This window comes from Siminovitchia fordii DSM 16014 = CIP 108821 (genome assembly GCF_000374565.1).
Lineage (GTDB): Bacteria > Bacillota > Bacilli > Bacillales > Bacillaceae_C > Siminovitchia > Siminovitchia fordii.
Window position 1 is genome coordinate 154,394 of the sequence record NZ_KB894689.1, and the last position, 21,448, is coordinate 175,841.

20 protein-coding genes, 1 pseudogene and 1 riboswitch are annotated in these 21,448 nt (G+C 41.2%); of the genes and pseudogenes, 7 read left to right on the forward strand and 14 right to left on the reverse strand.

The window, feature by feature from the left end; translation table 11 throughout:
- Positions 1-3 precede the first annotated feature (3 nt).
- The gene (locus C509_RS0109490) at positions 4-219 is read right to left on the reverse strand and encodes a hypothetical protein (RefSeq protein ID WP_018706695.1); all 216 of its coding nucleotides are present in this window, start codon (positions 217-219) and stop codon (positions 4-6) included.
- A 1,501-nt stretch (positions 220-1,720) separates the two neighbouring features.
- Between C509_RS0109490 and C509_RS0109505 the strand changes: the two genes are divergently transcribed.
- Together C509_RS0109505 and C509_RS0109510 are read left to right on the forward strand one after the other, a co-directional pair.
- The gene (locus tag C509_RS0109505) at positions 1,721-3,088 is read left to right on the forward strand and encodes an amino acid permease (RefSeq protein ID WP_018706698.1); all 1,368 of its coding nucleotides are present in this window, start codon (positions 1,721-1,723) and stop codon (positions 3,086-3,088) included.
- A 38-nt stretch (positions 3,089-3,126) separates the two neighbouring features.
- On the forward strand, positions 3,127-3,378 hold the full coding sequence (locus C509_RS0109510; protein ID WP_018706699.1) for a hypothetical protein: 252 nt from the start codon (positions 3,127-3,129) through the stop codon (positions 3,376-3,378).
- A gap of 39 nt (positions 3,379-3,417) precedes the next feature.
- Here C509_RS0109510 and C509_RS0109515 read toward each other — a convergent pair whose 3' ends face one another.
- The 11 genes and pseudogenes from C509_RS0109515 to C509_RS0109560 form a co-directional block, all read right to left on the reverse strand.
- Positions 3,418-4,830: a sodium:solute symporter family protein gene (locus C509_RS0109515; RefSeq protein ID WP_018706700.1), complete on the reverse strand. Its 1,413-nt coding sequence runs from the start codon at positions 4,828-4,830 to the stop codon at positions 3,418-3,420.
- 255 nt (positions 4,831-5,085) lie between these two features.
- Positions 5,086-6,051 (reverse strand): agmatinase, encoded by a 966-nt coding sequence (gene speB / locus C509_RS0109520; RefSeq protein ID WP_018706701.1) that lies wholly within the window; start codon positions 6,049-6,051, stop codon positions 5,086-5,088.
- Between the two features lie 101 nt (positions 6,052-6,152).
- Positions 6,153-7,481, reverse strand: a complete 1,329-nt coding sequence (locus C509_RS0109525) for a sigma-54 interaction domain-containing protein (protein WP_245542457.1) — start codon at positions 7,479-7,481, stop codon at positions 6,153-6,155.
- 560 nt (positions 7,482-8,041) lie between these two features.
- Positions 8,042-9,250 carry a homoserine dehydrogenase gene (locus C509_RS0109530; RefSeq protein WP_018706703.1) on the reverse strand — a complete coding sequence of 403 codons (1,209 nt, stop codon included), beginning with the start codon at positions 9,248-9,250 and terminating at the stop codon, positions 8,042-8,044.
- Between the two features lie 138 nt (positions 9,251-9,388).
- A riboswitch (SAM riboswitch) is annotated at positions 9,389-9,496 on the reverse strand.
- A gap of 293 nt (positions 9,497-9,789) precedes the next feature.
- On the reverse strand, positions 9,790-9,942 hold the full coding sequence (locus tag C509_RS26080; protein ID WP_018706704.1) for a hypothetical protein: 153 nt from the start codon (positions 9,940-9,942) through the stop codon (positions 9,790-9,792).
- Positions 9,943-10,010: 68 nt separating this feature from the next.
- Positions 10,011-10,142 carry a hypothetical protein gene (locus tag C509_RS27210; protein ID WP_281168065.1) on the reverse strand — a complete coding sequence of 44 codons (132 nt, stop codon included), beginning with the start codon at positions 10,140-10,142 and terminating at the stop codon, positions 10,011-10,013.
- A 77-nt stretch (positions 10,143-10,219) separates the two neighbouring features.
- Positions 10,220-10,297, reverse strand: a pseudogene (locus tag C509_RS27345) (DUF1540 domain-containing protein); the annotation flags it as partial.
- 788 nt (positions 10,298-11,085) lie between these two features.
- On the reverse strand, positions 11,086-11,223 hold the full coding sequence (locus tag C509_RS26085) for a hypothetical protein (RefSeq protein WP_169509197.1): 138 nt from the start codon (positions 11,221-11,223) through the stop codon (positions 11,086-11,088).
- Between the two features lie 44 nt (positions 11,224-11,267).
- Positions 11,268-11,972 (reverse strand): hypothetical protein, encoded by a 705-nt coding sequence (locus tag C509_RS0109550; RefSeq protein WP_018706707.1) that lies wholly within the window; start codon positions 11,970-11,972, stop codon positions 11,268-11,270.
- Between the two features lie 38 nt (positions 11,973-12,010).
- Positions 12,011-12,721, reverse strand: a complete 711-nt coding sequence (locus tag C509_RS0109555; RefSeq protein ID WP_018706708.1) for a DUF5058 family protein — start codon at positions 12,719-12,721, stop codon at positions 12,011-12,013.
- Between the two features lie 35 nt (positions 12,722-12,756).
- Positions 12,757-13,971, reverse strand: coding sequence for a M20 metallopeptidase family protein (locus tag C509_RS0109560; RefSeq protein WP_018706709.1), 1,215 nt, complete (start codon positions 13,969-13,971; stop codon positions 12,757-12,759).
- A 390-nt stretch (positions 13,972-14,361) separates the two neighbouring features.
- On the opposite strand from C509_RS0109560, the gene C509_RS0109565 reads away from it, so the two are divergent.
- Positions 14,362-15,798, forward strand: coding sequence for an amidase (locus C509_RS0109565; RefSeq protein WP_018706710.1), 1,437 nt, complete (start codon positions 14,362-14,364; stop codon positions 15,796-15,798).
- A gap of 97 nt (positions 15,799-15,895) precedes the next feature.
- Here C509_RS0109565 and madM read toward each other — a convergent pair whose 3' ends face one another.
- Positions 15,896-16,660, reverse strand: coding sequence for a malonate transporter subunit MadM (gene madM, locus C509_RS0109570; protein WP_018706711.1), 765 nt, complete (start codon positions 16,658-16,660; stop codon positions 15,896-15,898).
- A complete protein-coding gene (gene madL / locus C509_RS0109575) occupies positions 16,641-17,069 on the reverse strand; it encodes a malonate transporter subunit MadL (RefSeq protein ID WP_018706712.1) in 429 nt (142 codons plus the stop codon). Before madL ends, madM begins: the two co-directional genes overlap by 20 nt.
- Before the next feature lie 230 nt (positions 17,070-17,299).
- Between madL and C509_RS0109580 the strand changes: the two genes are divergently transcribed.
- The 4 genes from C509_RS0109580 to C509_RS0109595 are packed head-to-tail and all read left to right on the forward strand — an operon-like array spanning position 17,300 to position 21,444.
- Positions 17,300-17,950 carry a GntR family transcriptional regulator gene (locus C509_RS0109580; protein WP_018706713.1) on the forward strand — a complete coding sequence of 217 codons (651 nt, stop codon included), beginning with the start codon at positions 17,300-17,302 and terminating at the stop codon, positions 17,948-17,950.
- Between the two features lie 17 nt (positions 17,951-17,967).
- Complete coding sequence (mdcH, locus tag C509_RS0109585; RefSeq protein WP_018706714.1) at positions 17,968-18,897, forward strand: malonate decarboxylase subunit epsilon; 930 nt, start codon at positions 17,968-17,970, stop codon at positions 18,895-18,897.
- A 16-nt stretch (positions 18,898-18,913) separates the two neighbouring features.
- A complete protein-coding gene (gene mdcA / locus C509_RS0109590) occupies positions 18,914-20,575 on the forward strand; it encodes a malonate decarboxylase subunit alpha (protein WP_018706715.1) in 1,662 nt (553 codons plus the stop codon).
- Between the two features lie 2 nt (positions 20,576-20,577).
- Positions 20,578-21,444 (forward strand): triphosphoribosyl-dephospho-CoA synthase, encoded by an 867-nt coding sequence (locus C509_RS0109595; RefSeq protein WP_018706716.1) that lies wholly within the window; start codon positions 20,578-20,580, stop codon positions 21,442-21,444.
- Positions 21,445-21,448: the final 4 nt, after the last annotated feature.

Genomic DNA, 21,448 nt, shown 5'->3' on the forward strand with positions numbered 1-21,448 from the left:
CTCTTACTCCCCCTTTGTATTATCCGGATCCAACCAATAAAAGATGAGGACGGTTAAAAATACAATAACCATCCATAGGCAAATCCAAAAAAGTGAAAAGGGCAAACCTAAAATGATGGGTGTCGGCCTGTTGGCAACTTGAAATAATGGAAAAATAAATGGAAAAAACAAAACCAGCATCGTGATCCAATAAGCCCGCTGCAAAGTGTGTTTATTCATGTTTCACTCCTCCTTTTCAGGTCAGTCGGCAGTTCATTCAGGATTGAAAACCAGACTGGTGGGTATTGCATTCAGATTAGGTCATCCTAAAAATGCTCCGATACAGCAGATGCGTTCTTATTTGGGATTTCCCACCTCCTTTGGAAACTTAAAAACATCTAGGGTTTATTGTTGGTTGAACTTATCTTGTGTGAATTCCTAATTTTCTCTTATTTTAATTTATTAAAACATTAACACTTCAATGTCTCTTTTACAATAGTCAACCGGATGTAGTTCCATCCATCTAAACGCGTTAATTTTAGGCGTCACTCTCGTATAAAAGCTGCAACTCTCGTATAAAGCTCCCAACACTCAAATAAAAGCTGCCACTCTCATATAAAGGCTACAACTCTCATATAAAAGCTGCAATTCTCGTATAAAAGCTCCCACTCTCTAATAAAGGCTGCAACTCTCATATAAAGGCTACAACTCTCATATAAAAGCTGTAACTCTCATATAAAGGCTACAACTCTCATATAAAAGCTGTAACTCTTTTATAAAGCTCCCACTCTGGTATAAAGGCTGCAACTCTCGAATAAAAGCTGCAACTCTCGTATAAAGGCTGCAACTCTCGAATAAAAGCTCCCACTCTCGTATAAAGGCTACAATTCTCATATAAGGCTCAACTCTCGAATAAAAGCTCCCACTCTCGTATAAAAGCTGCAACTCTCGTATAAAGGCTACAATTCTCATATAAAGCTCAACTCTCGTATAAATCTCCCACTCTCGAATAAAATCTGCAACTCCCGTATAAAAGCCCCAACTCTCGAATAAAAGCTGTAACTCTTTTATAAATCTCCCAATCTCGTATAAAGGCCCCAACTCTCATATAAAATCTGCAACTCTCGTATAAAGCTCCCAACTCTCGTATAAAGCTCCCAACTCTCGTATAAAGGCTGCCACTCTCATATAAAGCTCAACTCTCGAATAAGAGCTGCAACTCTCTTATAAAAGGTCCAACTCTCGTATAAAAGCTGCAACTCTTTTATAAAAGCTCCCACTCTCGTATAAAAGCTGCAACCCTCGTATAAAGCTCCCAACTCTCGTATAAAGGCTGCCACTCTCATATAAAAACCCCAACACTCATATAAAAACTCCAACTCCCTTATAAAAGCTCTGCTTTTTTTGCCGTGTTGGGCCCGCCAGTTTAGCAGCACCCTCCAATAGCTCCTTGCCAAACGGATATGGAAAGTCCCTGAACTTTTTGCCTTTTATAAGAAGCATCCAGTCAAAAAACACGAAAAGTGATAAGAAAAAAGAAAAACACCTATTTTTCCCTGCTTTTGCGGGTAAAGTACATTAAAGAGACTAGAAGTACTTTCCATTTCTGTCTAAATGAGCGCAAGTTGGAATCACTTATTCGCTCCTTTTTAGCTTAGCTGAAGTACTTTTATGGGTATCAATATATTAAGGATAGCTGAAAACAATTCACAAATCCTAAATAGTTAGAGAGGTAAGTCACATGCAGCAGGAAGATTTATCAAGAGGTTTAAAAAACAGACACGTACAATTAATTGCCATAGGCGGAGCCATCGGAACGGGATTGTTTCTTGGTGCAGGGAAATCGATACATTTGGCAGGGCCATCTATTTTATTTGCTTATCTGATAACAGGCGCCATTGGTTTTTTAATCATGCGCTCACTGGGAGAGATTCTTCTAAGCGATTTAAGCTATCATTCTTTTGTTGATTTCGTGAAGGATTATTTTGGTGATACGGCAGGCTTTATCACTGGCTGGACCTATTGGTTCTGCTGGGTCACGATTGCCATGGCCGACTTGACAGCAGTTGGAATTTATATTCAATTTTGGTTTCCCGCCGTTCCACAATGGGTGCCGGGTCTCATCACACTAATTTTATTGCTGTTGATCAACCTGGCTACTGTAAAACTTTTCGGAGAACTGGAATTCTGGTTTGCAATAATTAAAGTCGTTGCCATACTGGCCTTGATTGTCATAGGCACCATAATGATTTTGAAAGGTTTCTCCACAAATGCAGGTCCATCGAGTTTCACCAATCTTTGGCGTCACGGCGGCATGTTTCCGAATGGGATGACCGGTTTCGTCCTCTCTTTTCAAATGGTCATGTTTGCATTTGCGGGCATTGAGCTTGTAGGACTCACTGCTGGTGAGACAGAAGATCCAGAGAGGGTCATTCCCAGAGCAATTAACAATATTCCCATACGTATCATTATTTTTTACGTTGGCGCGCTGGTGGTGATCATGAGCATCTATCCTTGGACAGCCGTTAGGCCGGATGAAAGCCCTTTTGTCCAAGTATTTGCGGCAGTCGGTATAACAGCAGCTGCCGGCATTATCAACTTTGTCGTTCTGACATCGGCGGCATCGGCCTGCAACAGCGGCGTTTTCAGTACAAGCCGAATGATGTACTCACTTGCAAAAAATCGACAGGCGCCTCAAACATTAACAAAACTAACGAACCATAAAGTGCCTTCCAATGCCTTGTTTTTTTCAGCTGTGGCGATACTGATTAGTGTTGTGTTGAACTATACCATTCCGGAAGGAGTATTCACGCTTGTCACTAGCGTATCCACATTTTGTTTCATCTTTATATGGGGAATCACCGTCCTTGCCCATTTAAAATATCGGAAAACAAGACCGGAATTAGCCAAAGCGAGTAAGTTTAAAATGCCGCTTTTTCCATTTGCCAATTACTTAATCTTAACTTTCTTCGCGTTTATATTGGTCGTGCTGGCACTTGGAAAAGACACCCGGGTTGCCCTGTTTGTAACTCCTTTGTGGTTCATTCTTTTGTTTGTCATTTATAAAATCCGGGCAGCAAAAATGAAAGCTGAGGGACAGGAGAAGTAGCGAAGACTTAGGTGAACAGGTCACATAGGTGGAAAAGTTTGAATTTGAATGCTGAGCGAGCGGATATCCATGAACGGTTGATTGAGAAAACAATTAAAAAAGCCGCGTGCATATTGGTTGCGCGCGGTTTTGGCGTTTCGCTGAAATTAATTGAATCTGGGTTCCATGATAGGAATCTAGCTGAAAAAGTGTACAAGCTTCGCTTTCTTTCGTCCTTATTAGTGAAAAAAACCCCGTTGGATGTTTTTTGGAAAATCTCTCACAAACCTCTAAAAATTTTATGCATTTAAGGACAATTGTTAAAAGCGCTTACATTAGTGTTTTCTTACTTATAGAATGGACTCTTTTTTTTCTATATTTTCATCCGGTGGATTAGAGGAAAAAAATATGACGCCTATAAGCATAGATATTCCACTAGCTATAATTCCAAACAATATCGCGTTTAATGATGATAGGCCTTCTATAATTAAATCTAACAAAACTACAAATGAACTTATAGCCATCGAAAACAGCACAATTTTTGAAGTAACTCTTTTCCAGAAAAACGCCGCTAAAACTGGAAGAAAAATACTTCCGGACAATAGGGCATAAGCCACGTCAAGGGCAACAACAATATTTTTTAACCATACGCTTATCAAAATGGCTAGTATCCCTACAATTAATAGTACGACTCTTGTCAACTTTAATTTTGATTTATCTGATAATTCTTTCCTTGAATAAGGCAAAATTAAATCATTAACAAGTATAGTTGCAGATGCCATAATAGTTCCTGATGCAGTAGACATAACTGCAGAAAGAATAGCTGCTATAACAAGTCCCACCAATCCAATAGGTAAAAAGTGAACGGCTAGTTCAGGGATTGCTTGTTGAGGATCATTCAAGTTAGGTAACAACACACTTGCAGCCATACCGATAATCGCCCCAGCTATTGCGTAAATAATACAGTATAATCCAGCTAAAATCGTACCTCTTTTTAATATTTTTTCACTTTTTGCAGTAAAAGCTCTTTGCCAAATGTCCTGGCCAATCATCATACCAAAGAAATATAGAAGGAAGTATGAAAATATTTGGGATCCCCCGATATTGGAAAGACTCAGAAAAGAAGGGTCAACCTTATCAATTAAACTGTTAACACCACCAATTTCAACAATACTTGTAGGTAAAAGTATGAAAATAAGCCCAACAGTCATTATCCAAAACTGGATTACATCTGTTAAGGTAACTGCCCACATACCACCTAAAATGGTATATAAAAGAACAATGACGCCGCCTGCTACCATTGCAAAAGTCGTGCTCCAACCAAACAAAGTCGATAGGACTACACCAATTGCAATAATTCCGGTTACAGCTACCATAAGATCATAGACAGCCATTACAACTGCACTCAATGAACGACTTTCTTTGCCAAAACGTTTACCTAGCAACTCGCTAACACTATATACATTAGCCGCACTAAGTTTTTTTGAAAACAAAACACCCATTCCAAGTATCCCAAGTCCAATCATGACGACTAACCACATGCCTGATATTCCGTATAAATAGCCCAGGCTTGACCCTCCTAGTGTTGAGGCACCGCCTAACACAACAGCTGCCATTGCAGGTACATAGAGACCATATCCTAGTCTACTTCCAGCAATTAAGAATTCTTTTTGGCTTTTTATTCGGCGTATACTAATAACGCCAATTGTAACCAGGAGGAGTAGATAAAATATCATTACTGCTAAATCTAAATTATTTACCATGATTAAACCCCCAAATAATATATTCTAAGAAAAAGGATCTCAGGTGCGTTGATTTAAGCCTAGTAGCATGTGTTACAAAGTAAAATTAATTCCAACTAAGACTTTCTTTGACCTGTTTTAAAAAGCACTCACACCTTTCTGAACATAAATTATTTAACTTTTGTACGACTTCTTCCAGCCAGATTTCATCCTGGCTGGAAGAAGTCGTACTATGGTTTGCGGCATAGTATCTATTATTTAAGTCTTTGGAAAAGACTACTTTCTTTGTTGTTGTTTCTCCCTCTTGTTGTAAGCAATTATAGATATAAACTCAAAGCAAATATTGGCGGCTGCTAAGCTTGTTACTTTTGTTGGATCCCTGTCAGGAAGGACTTCCACTACATCAAAGCCTTTTATATTTAACCCTTTGAGAGTTCTCACAAATTGCTGTGCTTCAAAAGTACTGAATCCTCCTATTTCGGGAGTGCCGGTTCCCGGAGCAAAGGCAGGGTCCAAGAAATCTATATCAAACGTAACAAATATCGGATTATTCCCAGTTCTATTTTTTATTACATCTCCGAGCTTACTTGCCGTTATGCCTTTCAGCATTTGGGAAGTGATGACTTGATAGCCTAAATCCTCTGCATTTTTAATATCTTCAGGGCCGTAAAGGCTTCCCCTCATGCCAATTTGAATGGATTTTGACGGATCAACGATTCCTTCTTCCACTGCACGCCTGAACATCGTTCCATGGGTATATTTTTTTCCATAATAAGAGTCCCAAGTGTCCCCGTGGGAGTCAAAATGAACGAGACTTACTTTTCCGTATTGCTTCGCTATTGCTCTCAAATGGGGCAAGGAAACTGAGTGGTCGCCGCCGATTAAAACGGGAATGACATTATTGTTTAAAATCGGTTCTAATTGCGCTGCAATCAATTGATAAGATTCTTCGATGTAACCAGGATTTACAGACAAGTCTCCGTAATCTACTCCAGAGCAATAGTTGAAAATATCAATTTCCAGACCGGGATTGTATGGCCTGATCAGTGAAGACATGGAACGGACTGCCTCTGGACCAAATCGTGTGCCAACAGCAAAGCTTCCGCCGGTGTCAAAAGGCACTCCGATAACTGCAAAATCAATATTTTCCTCTGTTTTAACGTGTGGAAGTCTCATAAAAGTTTTAATTCCGCTAAAGCGAGGGTATTCTTGCGAGTTGATAGGTGCGTATTTAGTTAGCATAAAAATCCTCCTCATCGTTGTCAGTTTTTCATACTTTGATAGAGCAAGTTTTATGCCAACCAAAATAGCGCACAAAAATAGGCTTCTCTTTGGGGGAATAGTCAATTTTGACTAGTGGACTTAATGTATTTTTGTATTTTTCTGTTTGCCGTTGATTGACTGATTTTCAAAGCTTTACCTAAGGCAATACTGTTTGGGAACTTTGAATACATCCTTTTAATGTAATCGCTCTCTATTGCTTCTATAAAAACATTTAAAGGAGTAATTTTATCGGACTCTTCATGATTCCTATTTTCTTCTTGATCAAATGTAATGATATCTTCATTTGAAGTAATCATAGTCCTTTCAACAAAATTTCGAAGCTCCCGCACGTTTCCCGGCCAATTCTTTTCAGTTAATCGGGTAATCATTTGTGAGGAAAAGTGTTTGTTGAAACGATACTTCTCATTAAATTCCCTTGTGAATTCTTCAATCAAGGGCTCTATTTCATCTTTTCGTTCACGAAGGGGAGGGATGGTGATCTTTATCACATCCAGGCGATAATACAGATCTTCACGAAATTTCCCTTGCTCAACTAATTTTTTTAGATCCGAGTTTGTTGCGCAAATAATACGGCAATTTATATCAATTTCTCGTGAGCCTCCCAATTTGGTAATTCGTTTGTTTTGCAGCACTGATAGGAGCTTGACTTGCAAGTTTAGCGGCATCTCCCCAATTTCATCCAAAAAGAGGGTACCTGATTTAGCTTGTTCAAAACTGCCTGCTTTACCGCCGCGCTTGGCTCCTGTATACGCGCCTTCTTCATAACCGAAGATTTCAGATTCAAACAAGGACTCAGGAATTGCTCCGCAATTTACCTCTATAAAAGGCTCATTTGAACGGAAAGATTGTTTATGTAGAGAATAAGCAAGCTGGTTTTTTCCTACGCCAGATTCCCCTTCGATTAAAACAGTTACATCAAGGTCTGCAACTTTATTGGCAATTTCCATTACCTGTTCCATTTTTTTATTTTCAAAGTAAAGATATTTATATTCTTTTATCTGGTTAAACTCCTCTTTATAATAGGCAAGTGTTTTAGCAACTTCTTCGTTTCTTCTTTTTAAAGTTTCAAGTTCAGTTATATCTCTTGAGTAACTATAAGTGTAAGCCAACTCCCCGTCCTTAAAGTAAGGATAAGCAGAGACCAAAACACTTTTTCCTGTATTCGTTTCCTGAACTTTATTCACTCTTTGGCGGTGTTTTAATACCAAAGCCGATACAGAGGGATTTAAGATGCCTTTCCTTTCAAGGTCAAATACACTTTTCCCGACTAAATCACTTGACTCCACTCCATACAACTCATAGCAAGTTGGACTAACGGCAAGAACAATCCCATTACCATCAGTTATAAAAATCTCATCAAAAGAGTTTAAAATAATATCCTTTAACAAACCTTCTTCCATATTAAAAGCAGCCAAGACCCACACACCTCTTTTGATAGTCAAAAATGACTTAATTAGTCGATTTTGACTAAATTTTATGTATTTTTATCATATTTCAAAAAGGAAAGTTTGAAAAGTTATTTTGAAAACAGAGGTATAGAAACTTATTAGAAATGATGGTATACGGAATTAATGCGAAGTCCTTGTTATTAAAACAGTGAATGGTTCGCAAAATAATAATGCGCGGTTTACTCAGAAAATTTTTATCTATTCCTTATGTCAACCAACCTAAACGTAATTTTTTGTCTGGAAAGTAACAGGGCAGGTGCTTATGTGCCATGGATGAATATATTTGAAAGGAATGCATTAACCAGAGGTCGGTAATTTTGAAAAGCGCAATAGATAGTTTGGGCATCCACGCTGTAGCATGGATGCCAGGTATTTTTTCCATAATAGTATTTTCGGGCAGTTTTTAGAATGATACAGCCTGTTCAAAAGCGTATCCGGCTGTATATTATGTTCGTTCATCGTTGTCTCTTAAGCTTTATTGCACAATCGAGACAAATTCATTAGTCTACAAGCGCTGCTTCTTCAATCAATACTTTTCCAAGAACTTGATAACAATAAATATCTGGCGATTGAATACTATAAATGTCCTCCTCTGAGGCTTCGACAAGGAGAACGTTTGGATGAAGCCTGTCAATGATTTTAATATGAGGAGGCAGGTTTTCTGAAACCATATCTCCTCCTATGGCCCAATAAGTACTAGATAGTTTCAAACTTAATCCATTTTGTTCATCTAAGAAAGTGGGTGAAAAATTATATTTATTTATATAAACCAGGTCTTCGATAATGGCACTTGCAGTTGGAAACATTCCAGCTCCTGGTCCTTGGAGGCTAATGTTCCCCACAATATCTCCGTCAATCGATACAGCATTTTGAACACCTTCGATTTGATAAAATGGATGTGTTTCATTTACCAGTACAGGTTTTACTGAGCATATGATTCCTGCCGCAGTCTTTTCTATAGAGGCTATATGTTTAAATCGATAACCGAACGATGTAAATAGATTAATTTGCTCAGGTGTGATTGATTTAATCCCTATTCGAATCGATTCCTCCCAATCAGGTTTCTCTCCAAATGCCAGCTCGCTTAAAATCACCGCTTTGTAAAAGGCGTCATATCCTTCGATGTCATTTGTAGGATCAGCTTCTGCATATCCATTTTCTTGTGCTACTTTTAATGCTGTTTCAAATGAACAGCCGTCTTCTCTCATCTTTGTCAAAATAAAATTAGAGGTTCCATTAAGGATGCCTTGCACTTTTTGTATATTATTTACATTTAACAGTTGCCGCAGAGTTTGGATAATTGGAATTCCACCTGCGACAGTTGCCTCAAACCCCAAAGTTACTCCTTGCTCTTTGGCTAATTGCTTTAATTCAGCTCCATGATGGGCAAACATTTCTTTGTTGGCCGTTATCACATGACACCCTTTGTTAATTGCTTGCTGCAAGTAACTAAAGCTGGGTTCTTTACCAACGATGGCATCAATTACAACATCAAGCTTATCAAGTGTAATAATTTCCTTGAAATCATCAGTTAAAAGAACATCCGAATCGGGTGCAAGATGTTTTTCAATATTTTTAACAAGTATTGCAACAACTTTTACATCATTTCCAAGTATCCTTTTAAGCTTTTCCTGATGTGTTTGAATGGTTTTATAAACCCCATTGCCTACTGTGCCATATCCCAACAATGCTATACGTAAAGCTGACATTCATATTACCTCCTGGTTATTAGATGACTTTGTGGAAAGTTACTTTTGGTCAAAAGAATTTTATTGAACGAAAAAAACTCCCCATTACATACGAATAGAAGGGGAGTTTGAATTTCATTTATTCAAGATTTATCCACCTTCTTATCTACGGAATTGTTTACAATTCCTCTGAAATTGGCACCGGGCAATGATATGCTGGTTGCCGAGACTTCATAGGGTCAGTCCCTCCGCCTCTCTTGATAAGAAAAGTTTTAATTAAAATTTAACTATTTTATAATAATATAAGACTCTAAATATTTATTGTCAATATATTATGCTTACAGATTCCTACAGGCAGGTAGCAGTCCTTTGAATTTTAGGGGAGGCCGTTTGAACGATCAGCGGAAAAACTCAAGGAATCGGACGAGATCTATCTAAATTTGGGTGCTCTAGATTGGTTAATAATTGTTTTGATACCAGAATGACATCATTTTTATTTTTCTCAACCATGAAGGGGATATGTCAGCCTATTAGGGACCTGCTTAGAAGGTAAATGCTTCTTATGACTCTTTTTCTTCACTATCTTTTTCAGTTACTGGTGCCATTCCGCCAGCCCCGGCTGCATCCCTATCAGGGTCAGTAGGAAAAGATGTCTTTGTCCTTTTAGTTTGCTTCTCGGCTTCTTTGGAAGTTCCTTTCTTGTCTTGTAACATACGATTTCCTCCTTTTTTCTTTTGGTAAACCAACGCCTAGTTTACGGAATGTCGAATCAATTGCTGGTTCAATTTGACAAAGACTTATCATTGGTTTTGGCTATGCCGACAATCATAAAAGGTATGTTGAATAGCCGGTTTAATCCAATGCCATCAAAAAACAGGCCGCACAATTCCTTTGTACAACCCGTTTTCTTCATCCACCTTATCTTCTTTCAAATGTTTGGCAATCCGTTTCCTTGACTGTCTCAGCTTCAGGTACATGAGAGGTGACAAATATTTCGTTCGCATCGCATCTGTTTCCTTTAACCCAATATTTACAGGAGTCCACATCACATAAAACATCTTTTGCCATTGTGTTCACCTCATTTTATAGAAATTTTTGCCTTTGGTTTTTTTATTCCCGCATAGATTCCGGGTAAACCTTCCTGCTAAAGGCAGGGTGGAATCTTAAAGGGGGCACCAAAATGAGTATTTTGATAGGAAACGGATGGGGTGTTTGCCGAGGTACTGGAGATGTCGGAACTTCCTGTGGAGGGGGTTTTCTATTTGAGGAAGTCTGACAGAATGGTAGAAGAAACAATTATTTTCAAATCCAGCTTAATGTCATATGGATAACAGGGATCATAGAAAATAGGGTGAGTAATAAGAGAGCAGTGGGGAAGTTGCATTCCCTCATTGCTCTTTTCAGCTATTGCAGGATTAAGTGGTATACCTGTACTTTTTTATCGATTGCAATCTGTTCTTATGGAATTCCATATAAGCAGGCTCAGACATAACAAAGAGTATCGGCACCGCCTTCGCCAAATACCATGATAGCCACACTCGCTATCCAACCTAAAATATTTATTCTTCCTAGGATCCTGCCTGCCTATAGTCTCTACCCGTGCAGATCGGAACTTAAACACCTCTCTAACTTTTTAACTTGGAAACACAGAATTTTCATCAAGTCTTTTATATTTTGACGGGTGAGCCTGTATTAAAAAAAGCTTAAAGACGCTTTGCTTTCTCCGTTGAGGAAGGCAGGCGTCTTTTTTCATGACCTCGCAATTTTCCATATTATTACAAAGTAATAACGGCTAAAATGGGAAATTGGATTTTTGTGAGAAATAAAAACGCCTATTTTTTTAGAACCGATATCACTTATTTGGCTTGTGAAATAGGGTTTTCATCAGATGATTTATTAGCTTCCAAGGTTCTTAAAATCCAATATAATCCACCTGTCGTTCTAATAGCTGGTATTGTCGCACTAATTGCTTCTGTTAAAAGCACTCCTGCCAAGTCAGCGGGAGTGCTCATGATCATCCTTGTTATATGTCATCAAACTAAGAAGCTCTTTTTTTGTCTTTCAGTTTTTCCATATACAATATAAAAGTTATTGTCATTGCTACGCATAATGCAATTTTAATAAAGCTGATGATAGGAGAAACCAATATAGCCAGTCCAATCAGGGAGCCAACTAATCCGTATAATGGAGTTTTAAAGGCAAATTGGCCGAGGACTGCACCGAAGATGGCCGGAAGAATAAAGTTGAAAGCACTTTTGATAGCCTCAGGCAGCATCATGATAATATAAGAACCGCCTAAGATGACGATGACAATGACGATTGTGTTAACTAAGCAAGCAACCGCTATGCCAAAAACACCGGCAATTTCGCCTTTGTTGGACCCGTTTTCCGCACCGATCGCTTCTTGGGCAGCAGCTGAACATGGCAGGCACAGATTTGAAATGTTTCCTGACAAGAAGGCCAGGTAGGTTCCGGCAATCCCGAGAATAGGGTAGTAAGTAATCGGTTCAATCACCCACATGACGCCTATAAAGCCGGCATATCCAATCAATCCGGCAAGGATTGGCCCCCAACCAGGATGGGCTCCCACAACAAATGACATATAAAGGGGGGCTGATAGGGAAGCCAAAATTGTCATAAAAAGAGTCAAGCGCCCCCAAAAATGTGCTTTGTTATGAAAGTTTGCCATACCTTGATTGATACTGGCATCTCCCTGCAATACTTTTTGTGGATTAAGGGCCATTGATTTTCCTCCTCCTATTCTATCGTTTTTACTAAAGCTTAAATAAGCGAAACAAGGTACCCAGAGTACATTCCGACAACCATTGATATTGCCAGGGACCATTCTTTTAACCAGGACTTTCCGGTTTTTTTAGCGATGTACAATACGGCAAACATCGTAATGATCGCCATAAGACCTGCAATCGCCGAACTGATATCAATCACCATTTTTTCAACGGCCAGGTATCCAAAGGCCCCCATCATGGCCGCAGCCGATACGATTCCCATTAATTTCGGATTTTTCGACTTCAGCTTGTTCTGGACATTCCCGAGGGACTTTGTAAAAAGGAAGGCAAAGATCAGCCATCCCATCCCTCCAAGGCACATCGTCCAGACAACTGTTGAGAAGGCTTCAACTGTAAAGGATTCTGTTCCAAGGCTGCTGCCAAACGCCTTTGCGCCGATTTCTGCAGCCGCGGCTTCTGTTGAAGCCGATCCAATAATGCCGATTCTCATCATCGTCAATGGAGAGCCGATTAATGCAATCAGCGAAATGATGACGATTCCAATACCCATAGATGGACCAATTGATCCGATTAACCCGGTCTTGATGGCAGTCTTCACCTCTTTAGGTGTCATTCCAACCTCAGGAGCTGTTTTCTTTGCCATTCTAATGAAAATCAAAGCTTGGAAAATCACGATAAATATGACGCTGAAGGCAATGATCCAAATGGGTGCAGAATTGGAGGTTTTCATAACTTCCTTTATCAATGAACTCTCTCCTTCCCAATCTTTCTTTAAAAAGGTTATTGGATTGCTTCTTTATCCAAGGCAGTTTTGTTTTCATTGAGTGACAAGAAATCCGATACCAGGCCGATAAAGAGTTTGCCAATATATAGGATAGCCTGTTCGTCTACATCAAATTTTGGATGATGATGAGGATATATTTTCGTTTGGTCTTCCAATGCTCCGCCTACCCAAAAGAAGGAACCCGGCCGTTCTTTCAAATAATAAGCGAAGTCTTCCATTCCCATTTGTGGTGGATTTTGTTTAACCATTTCTTTTCCAAATAACGATACCGCCACTTGTTCAACCCGATCCGTCTCTTCCGGATGATTGACCACAGCAGGATAGCCGCGTGTATATTTGTAATCGACAGATGCTCCGAGCCCGCCGCATGTTGATTCAGCGATTTGTCCAATGGCTTTTTCGATGTGGTCACGGACGCCTTCCTTGAAAGTCCTGACCGTACCTGTGATTTTTGCTTTGTCAGGAATTACGTTATATCCTTCTCCGCCATGAAAGGACGCTACAGTAACGACGGCCGAATCAATCGGATCGACTTGCCGGCTGACAATTTGCTGCAAGTTTAAAAGCAGTTGACCCCCTACAACAAGAGGATCTACGGTTAAATGAGGGGTAGCCGCATGTCCGCCTTTACCGGATATTTCTATTTCAAAAATGTCGCCGTTTGCCATTGCATAACCTTCTTTTATCCCAACCCTTCCAAGGGGATCGCTTGAACTGACATGGGCGCCATAAACGACATCTACATCCTGCAAACAGCCGTCCTCAATCATCGCTTTGGCTCCTCCAGGAATGACCTCTTCCGCAAATTGATGGATAAAAACAATATTGCCGTTGATACTGTCGCGATTCTCGCTGAGAACTTTAGCTACACCTAGCAGGGCAGCTGTATGCAAGTCATGGCCGCAAGCATGCATGACACCGGGAATTCGAGATTTATAGTCGACATCCTTTTCATCCTGAATGGGCAAAGCATCAAAATCAGCACGGAGAGCCACCGTTTTTCCGGGTTTGCTTCCTCTAAGGATTCCAACAACTCCACGCCCGCCTACGCCTGTTCTGACCTCTAAACCAATGGAAGTCAGGAAGTCTGCAATTTTCTTTGGAGTGTCTTCCTCCGTATGAGACAGCTCCGGGTACATGTGTAAATCCCTTCTGAAGTCAACTAACTCTGGATACAGTTCTTCTAATCTTGAAAAATACTTTTCTTTCAATGCATATCCCTCTTTTCCAAATTTTAGAGTTAAGTCATTTTTTTGAAGCGCTTTCTTTTCTCGGTTGGAGTATTATAAATTGTCGACAGTCGATTTACTGCATTCTATAAAACCTCTTTTATTGTGTCAACAATTACAAAAGTTCTAATTTATCTAAAATATCGGTGCGTTTATGTCATTCTGTGACTAAATTCCCATTAAATACGGCTATTCAATTCAGTTATTGAAATACCCTCCAAAAGTTCGGAATTGAATAAATTATTTAAAGAGTGTTGAAATAATTTAAGTTTGTTTATATAATACTAAAAACATTTCTTTAATTGTCGACAATCGACCCTAGTTCTTTCTCCGTATTTTTAAAAAATTAATAGAATCAGGAGTTGTTTAAAGATGAATGAAATTTGTTATTTTACTGCCCGCGAGCTGGCCAGAGCCGTTCGAAAGCGTGAATTATCAGCTCGTGAAGTGATGGAAGCGCACCTGGAACAAATCGAAAAAGTAAATCCAAGCATCAATGCGATTGTTTCGCTAAATGAGGAAGCGGCATTGAAATCTGCGGATCAAGCTGATCAAATACTTGCTTCCGGAGAAGAGGCAGGCCCATTCCATGGTCTCCCGATTGCCATTAAGGATACACATAATGCAAAAGGTTTCCCTATGACAAGCGGTTCTCTAGCATTAATTGATAACGTTTCCAAAGAGGATGACCTCATTGTGGAAAGGTTAAAAAATGCAGGGGCCATCGTAATTGGCAAAACGAATGTGCCGGAGTTTGGGGCTGGTGCCCATACATTTAATGAGATATTCGGACCAACAAGAAACCCTTATGACCTCAACCGTACTGCGGGTGGAAGCAGCGGAGGGGCGGCAGCTGCAGTAACCTCTGGCATGCTGCCTTTTGCGGATGGAAGTGATATGGGCGGGTCGTTGCGTTTTCCGGCTGCCTTCAACAATGTGGTAGGAATGAGACCATCACCGGGACGGGTGCCCTCCTATCCGAAAGCGGCCCCTTATTCGACACTTGGTGTTCAGGGGCCGATTGCAAGAAATGTGGAAGATGTGGCTTTTCTGATGTCAGTGATTGCAGGATATGATAAAAGATCGCCGATTGCAATCCATGAGTCGGGTGAAAAATTTTTAGAACCATTCAAAAAGGATATAAGCGGTTTGAGGGTGGCATGGACCTGTGATTTTGGCGGGGAAATTCCTGTTGAACCTGCGGTAAGAAAAAATCTCCAGGAGCAGTTGAAGGTATTTACCGATTTAGGCTGTCATGTAGAAGAGGCAAGTCCCAATTTAGCGGAAGCGGATGAGGTGTTCCATACATTAAGGGCCTGGGAATTTGAAATGGGCGGCAAGGACTTGTTTGATAAATTCAGTCATCTAATGAAACCGAGCTACGTTTGGAATTTTAATAAAGGCCGTGACTTGCGCGGGATCGATATAGGCAGGGCAGAGAGGCTTCGCAATGAGCTATATCACCGAATGAGAGTGTTTTTTGAGAAATACGATATCTTCATCCTGCCGGTCAGCCAAGTTCCTCCTTTTGATGTGAATATAGAATATCCAACAGAAATTAATGGAGTGAAGATGGAACATTACATAGACTGGATGCGTTCCTGCTGCTATATTTCAGCACTTGGCAATCCAGCATTATCAGTGCCTTCAGGATTTACTTCTGATGGTCTTCCGCTTGGCCTCCAAATTGTTGGTCCTTATCATGCAGACTTTGAGGTACTGCGCATTGCGTATGCATTTGAACAGGCAACAAAGTACGGGAATACCCGGCCTGTTCTGGCAACCAATGCGCTTGCCCAGTCAAAATAAAATTTTAACTATGGAATATTTCTACAAAGAAAAGACATAGGGTCTAGCAAGCCCCATGTCTTAAACCAGTTTTTTTACGTTAAATAAACTTATACACTTATCCAAATGCAGCTTTAGTCATTAAGAACAAAACGGAAGGGCCCATTAAACATCCAAGACCCGTATAAAAGGTTGCCGTAACTGCCCCATATGGTACCAATTTGGGATCCGTTGCCGCCAATCCACCTGCAACGCCACTTGTTGTCCCCATTAATCCTCCGTAAACCATAGCCGTACGAGGATTATTGAGCCCAATATATTTCGCTACAAACGGCGTACCTACCATGGTGAGAATGGATTTTACAAGACCGGCAGCAATACTGATTGTAATGACCTCAGAGGTTGCCCCTATGGCGGCTCCCGTTACAGGTCCGACAATATATGTAGCCGTTCCGGCGCCAATCGTTGTAAGACTAACTGCATCGGTGTATCCGAAAGCGAGAGCAATACCGACTCCAACCACAAAGGAAAGTATGACACCGATAAAAAGTGATACCACACCTCTGACCCCGGCTTTTTTAATTTCATCAAAACTGGCTCCAAAAGCGGTAGCGACAATGGCAAAATCCCGGAGCATTCCGCCACCCATCAGACCTATTCCGGCAAAAATGCTAACATCAGACAGCCCCTTTTCACCGCCTGTCGTTATCCCTCCGAAATAAGCAAGTATCAGACCAATAATGATAGCAATGGCCGAACCGTGAATTCTTCCTTTTGTAAATCTATCAGAAATAACATAGGAGATATACATTGCGGCCCCGACAACTGCAAAGGAAACGATAAGTGGATTATCTGTAAAGACTTTACTTAATGTTTCTAACATTGGCTTCTTCACCTCCAGTGAGATGATTTTCGTCTAGAGCCCCATCAAAGACTTCTTTCCTTTTGCTTGCGCTTAAAATGGGTACAACTATCCAACTGATAGCTACAGCCGCTACGCCTGCGACAATAGCAAGGGGTCCTCCATCAAGTGCGCCGGCAACATTTTGACTGGCTGACATGGCGATAACAATAGGGATATACATAGCGCTCCAAAAGCCCAGACCATCTTGCGCAGCTTGGCTTAATTTCCCTCGCTTTTTGAGGTGATCAACGATCAGCACAAGCAACAACATGGCTATACCTACACCGCCTACGTTTGCTTCAATACCCAATGAAAGTCCCAACAATTCACCCAGGAAAACACCGCTTAGCATACAAATCGCCAGCAAAGCTACACCGAAAATAACCATCCGTCCACCTCACTATTTTTAGTATTTTGATGAAGAACACAAAAAGTAAGCGCTTGCAATGGTGAGATAGTATAAAGTCGACTGTATTCTATGAAACATCATAAATCCTATTAATTAAAAAATCAAACATTATTTTAATTTCTAAAAAAATTGAATATAACTTCTTTTACTAGTATAATATAATCGACAGTCGACTATATTCTAAATTTCCGTCTTAAGGAGTGTGGAGCATGAGAGCCAAATTAGCAGACAACGCTTTATCCAACTCAATTGCAAAATACATCACCGAACAAATCATTACTGGTGAAATAAAACCTGGTGAAAAATTGGTGGAACATATATACGCGGATCAGTATGGAACGAGCAGAGCTCCCGTTCGTGAAGCAATCTATTTGCTTGCCATAGAAGGGCTGGTAGAGAGAATTCCCCGAAAGGGAGCAGTAGTGAAAGAATATACGGAGAACGAAATCTATGACCTCTTGGAGATTAGGAATATGTTGGAGAATATGGGGATGGAGCGGATTAAAAGACATGGGGTTGATCAGGACCTGCTAAAGGAAATGAGAAAAATTCTCGAAGAAATGAAAGAAACGGATGACGTTTTTTCTTATACCCAATTGAACCACTCCTTTCACATGTGCCTTATTAAAATGAGCAAAAGTGAAACAATCAAAAACATGTATCTCCGTCTGGGATGGCCATTACTGAGAGTTCAAAGCGCTTCGTTTTCTTATAAGAAAAATATTGAAAAGTCTGTTGCGGAACATGAACGTATTGTTAAATTGCTCCATGAGGCCAACATGGAACAGTTGTCCGAATTGCTAGGAAAACACAACAAAGATGTCATCTTGAGTGTCCAAAAAATGATGGCAGCTGATTAAGCTAAGGGGGAAGTACTGTGAAAATTGCCTTTTTGTTCCCGGGTCAAGGATCACAAAAGCCTGGATTGCTGCATGAATTGCCATCATGCGAGGCAGTGGATAAAGTACTTGAAACAGCTTCTGCGACCCTGAATGTAAACGCATACAATCTACATCTGGAGGAATCCCTCTCTTCAACCAAAAATGTTCAACTCTCCCTATTAATTGCAGGTATCGCCGCGTATAAAGCCTTCGAAGCGGAGGGAGTTAAACCACACTTTGTAGCCGGTCATTCTGTCGGCGCCTTCAGTGCTGCCGTAGCAACAGGCGCTATAGCTTTTACGGATGCTCTGAGAATGGTCAGTCTACGCGGCGAGTTAATGGAACGGGCATATCCCGATGGTTACGGGATGGGGGTCGTATTAGGGATGGAAACACGGAGGCTTCAAAGGTTGGTTGATTTTTACTCCGATAATGACAATCCGGTATTTATAGCCAACCAAAATGCACCGGATCAAGTAACGATTTCAGGTTCTTTGCCATCGATACAAAGGGTATTGGAGGATGCAAGGCAAGAAGGGGCACGCTGTGCCTCACTGTTGAACGTCAATATTCCCTCCCATTGTCCGCTTTTACAGTCTGTTTCTAAATCCCTTGCCGAAGCCCTTCAAGGGATTTCATTCTCCCGTCCGAAGATTCCATACATAGGAAACCGAAGAGCCCGTGTATTATACGACCCGGACGAAATCAAGTTGGATCTTGCAGAAAGTGTTTCAACCCCAGTTCAATGGCATGACGCCTCTACTGTTTTATACGAAAAAGGGGTGAGGCTGTTTATCGAAATGCCTCCAGGAACAGTGCTGGCCGATTTAGCAGAGAAGGCATTTCCTGATGCAAGAATATTCTCCGTAACAGGCAATGGCTTCGACGATTGTGCATACATTGCGACACAAGAGCAAGTGAATTAAAGAAAGGAGATTAGCGATGGAAACCGTGAAACAGCCAGTAACCAAGAAGACTTCCTGGACAACCCGCCTTGAGGAAAAGCTGAGAAGAGTTGAAAGTATAAAAGGCCTCGCAAACGGCAAAGTGATTCCGACGGACGCTATAGTGGAGGCGATGGAGAAGCTGATTTTGCCCCGTGACCGTGTGGTTTTAGAAGGAAATAACCAAAAACAAGCGTCATTTCTATCTGAGGCACTTGCTCAACTTAATTCAGAGAAAGTATTTGATTTACACATGATCATCTCGAGTATTTCCAGACCGGAACATCTCGATTTATTTGAAAGAGGGGTCGCAAGGAAAGTGGATTTTGCCTATGCCGGCCCACAGAGCTTGCGCATGGCCCAAATGCTGGAGGACGGGCAGCTTACAATGGGGGAAATCCATACATACATTGAACTGTATGGGCGCCTTTTTATTGATTTGATTCCTTCTGTTGCTTTGGTAGCTGCGGATAAAGCGGATCGAAATGGAAATCTTTACACGGGACCTAATACAGAGGAAACACCGACGCTTGTCGAGGCGGCTGCTTTCCGGGATGGCATTGTAATTGTCCAAGTAAATGAATTAACGGATGAGTTGCCGCGTGTAGATATACCAGGATCCTGGGTTGATTTTGTTGTTGTTGCTGATCAACCATACGAGCTTGAGCCGCTATTTACCCGAGACCCGCGCCATATTACCGATGTTCAGATTTTGCAGGCGATGATGGTTCTCCGCGGCATTTATGAAAAGCATCAGGTGCAGTCACTTAATCATGGAATTGGATATAACACGGCTGCAATTGAATTGCTGCTGCCAACATACGGTGAATCGCTTGGCTTGAAAGGAAAGATCTGCAAACACTGGGCGTTAAATCCTCATCCGACTTTGATTCCAGCCATTGAAAGCGGCTGGGTCGAAAGTGTCCATTGTTTTGGTGGAGAAGTAGGGATGGAGAAATACGTGGAAGCTCGCCGCGACGTCTTTTTCACCGGACCGGACGGAAGCTTGCGGTCCAATCGAACCCTTTGCCAAATGGCCGGGCAATATGCGGTGGATCTGTTCATTGGCTCTACGCTGCAAATGGATCATGAGGCAAACTCCTCAACTGTTACGCGTGGACGGCTGGCGGGATATGGAGGAGCGCCCAATATGGGGCACAATCCTGGGGGACGCCGCCATTCTTCTCAAGCTTGGTTAAATATGATGACTTCAGATGATCCTTTGGCTCGTGGAAGGAAACTGGTGGTTCAAGTAGTAGAGACCTTTCAAAATGGCAATAAGCCGGTATTTGTTGATTCACTCGATGCCATTGATGTAAAAAGAGATTCCAATCTCGCTACAGCGCCGGTGATGATTTACGGGGAAGATGTAACACACGTAGTAACCGAAGAAGGAATTGCCTATTTATATAAAACAGACAGCATCGAAAAAAGAAGAGAAGCACTCTCGGCAATCGCTGGTGTTACTCCTGTTGGACTTAAGCAGAGTGCCTTCAAAACGGAGGAATTGCGCAGAGAAGGGTTGATTGCCTATCCGGAAGATTTACAGATCCGGCGGACAGATGCAAAAAGATCGCTGCTCGCAGCCAAGAACATAGAGGAAATTGTTGAGTGGTCGGACGGGTTATACGAACCGCCTGCCAAATTTAGGAGCTGGTGAACATGTGGGGAACTCATGCGGAAGACAAAAACACGTTCAGTACTGCAGTTGCAGAATTGGCCGTCTCTTCACTGATTGAAGAATTGGAACTCACTCCTAAACCTGGCCTCGTTGATAAACAAAACACAGGAGCACACAAAGACTTAACCGTTCAGTTAATGAGAGCTTCAGCCGAATCACTTTGGGATACTTTTAAAGAAATTGCGTTGATCAGCTACGATCGTTTCCCGGAGCAATCCTTGAGAGAAGAAATTGCAGCCATTGGCAGGGACGGGGAAAAAACAATGTTCCGAGTTACCGGCGGCATCAACACACATAAGGGAGCCATTTGGTCGATCGGGTTGCTTGCATCCGCTTTCTCCATAGGAAAAGGACGATTCACGACTGAGGAAATCCTCTCCACGGCAGGCAAATTAGCTCGTTATCCTGACCGGTATTGTCCCGTGGCAGACACAAATGGAAAACGGGTGATCAAAAAATTTGGTGTGGAGGGAGCCAAAGGAGAAGCCCAGCAAGGGTTTCCACATATTAGACAGTTTTCCCTTCCCATGTTGAACCACTCCCGTGCCATGGGATTAACAGAAGAGAAAGCTAAATTATATGCGCTGCTCTCGTTAATGGCTCATTTGGACGACACGTGCATTCTTCACCGGGGCGGGTCGGACGGCTTGTCATTTGCAAAAGAGCAGACGGCATTCTTCTTAATCAGCGGTGATTTTGATTTATTAAATAAAATCGACGAAGAATTTATAAAACGCAATATTTCTCCTGGAGGAAGCGCGGACCTCCTTGCTGCTACACTGTTCTTGGATAAAATCGGTAAAATGCAATCATTCAACGAAGTCTCAAACGAATATCAGCTTATTTGATCTT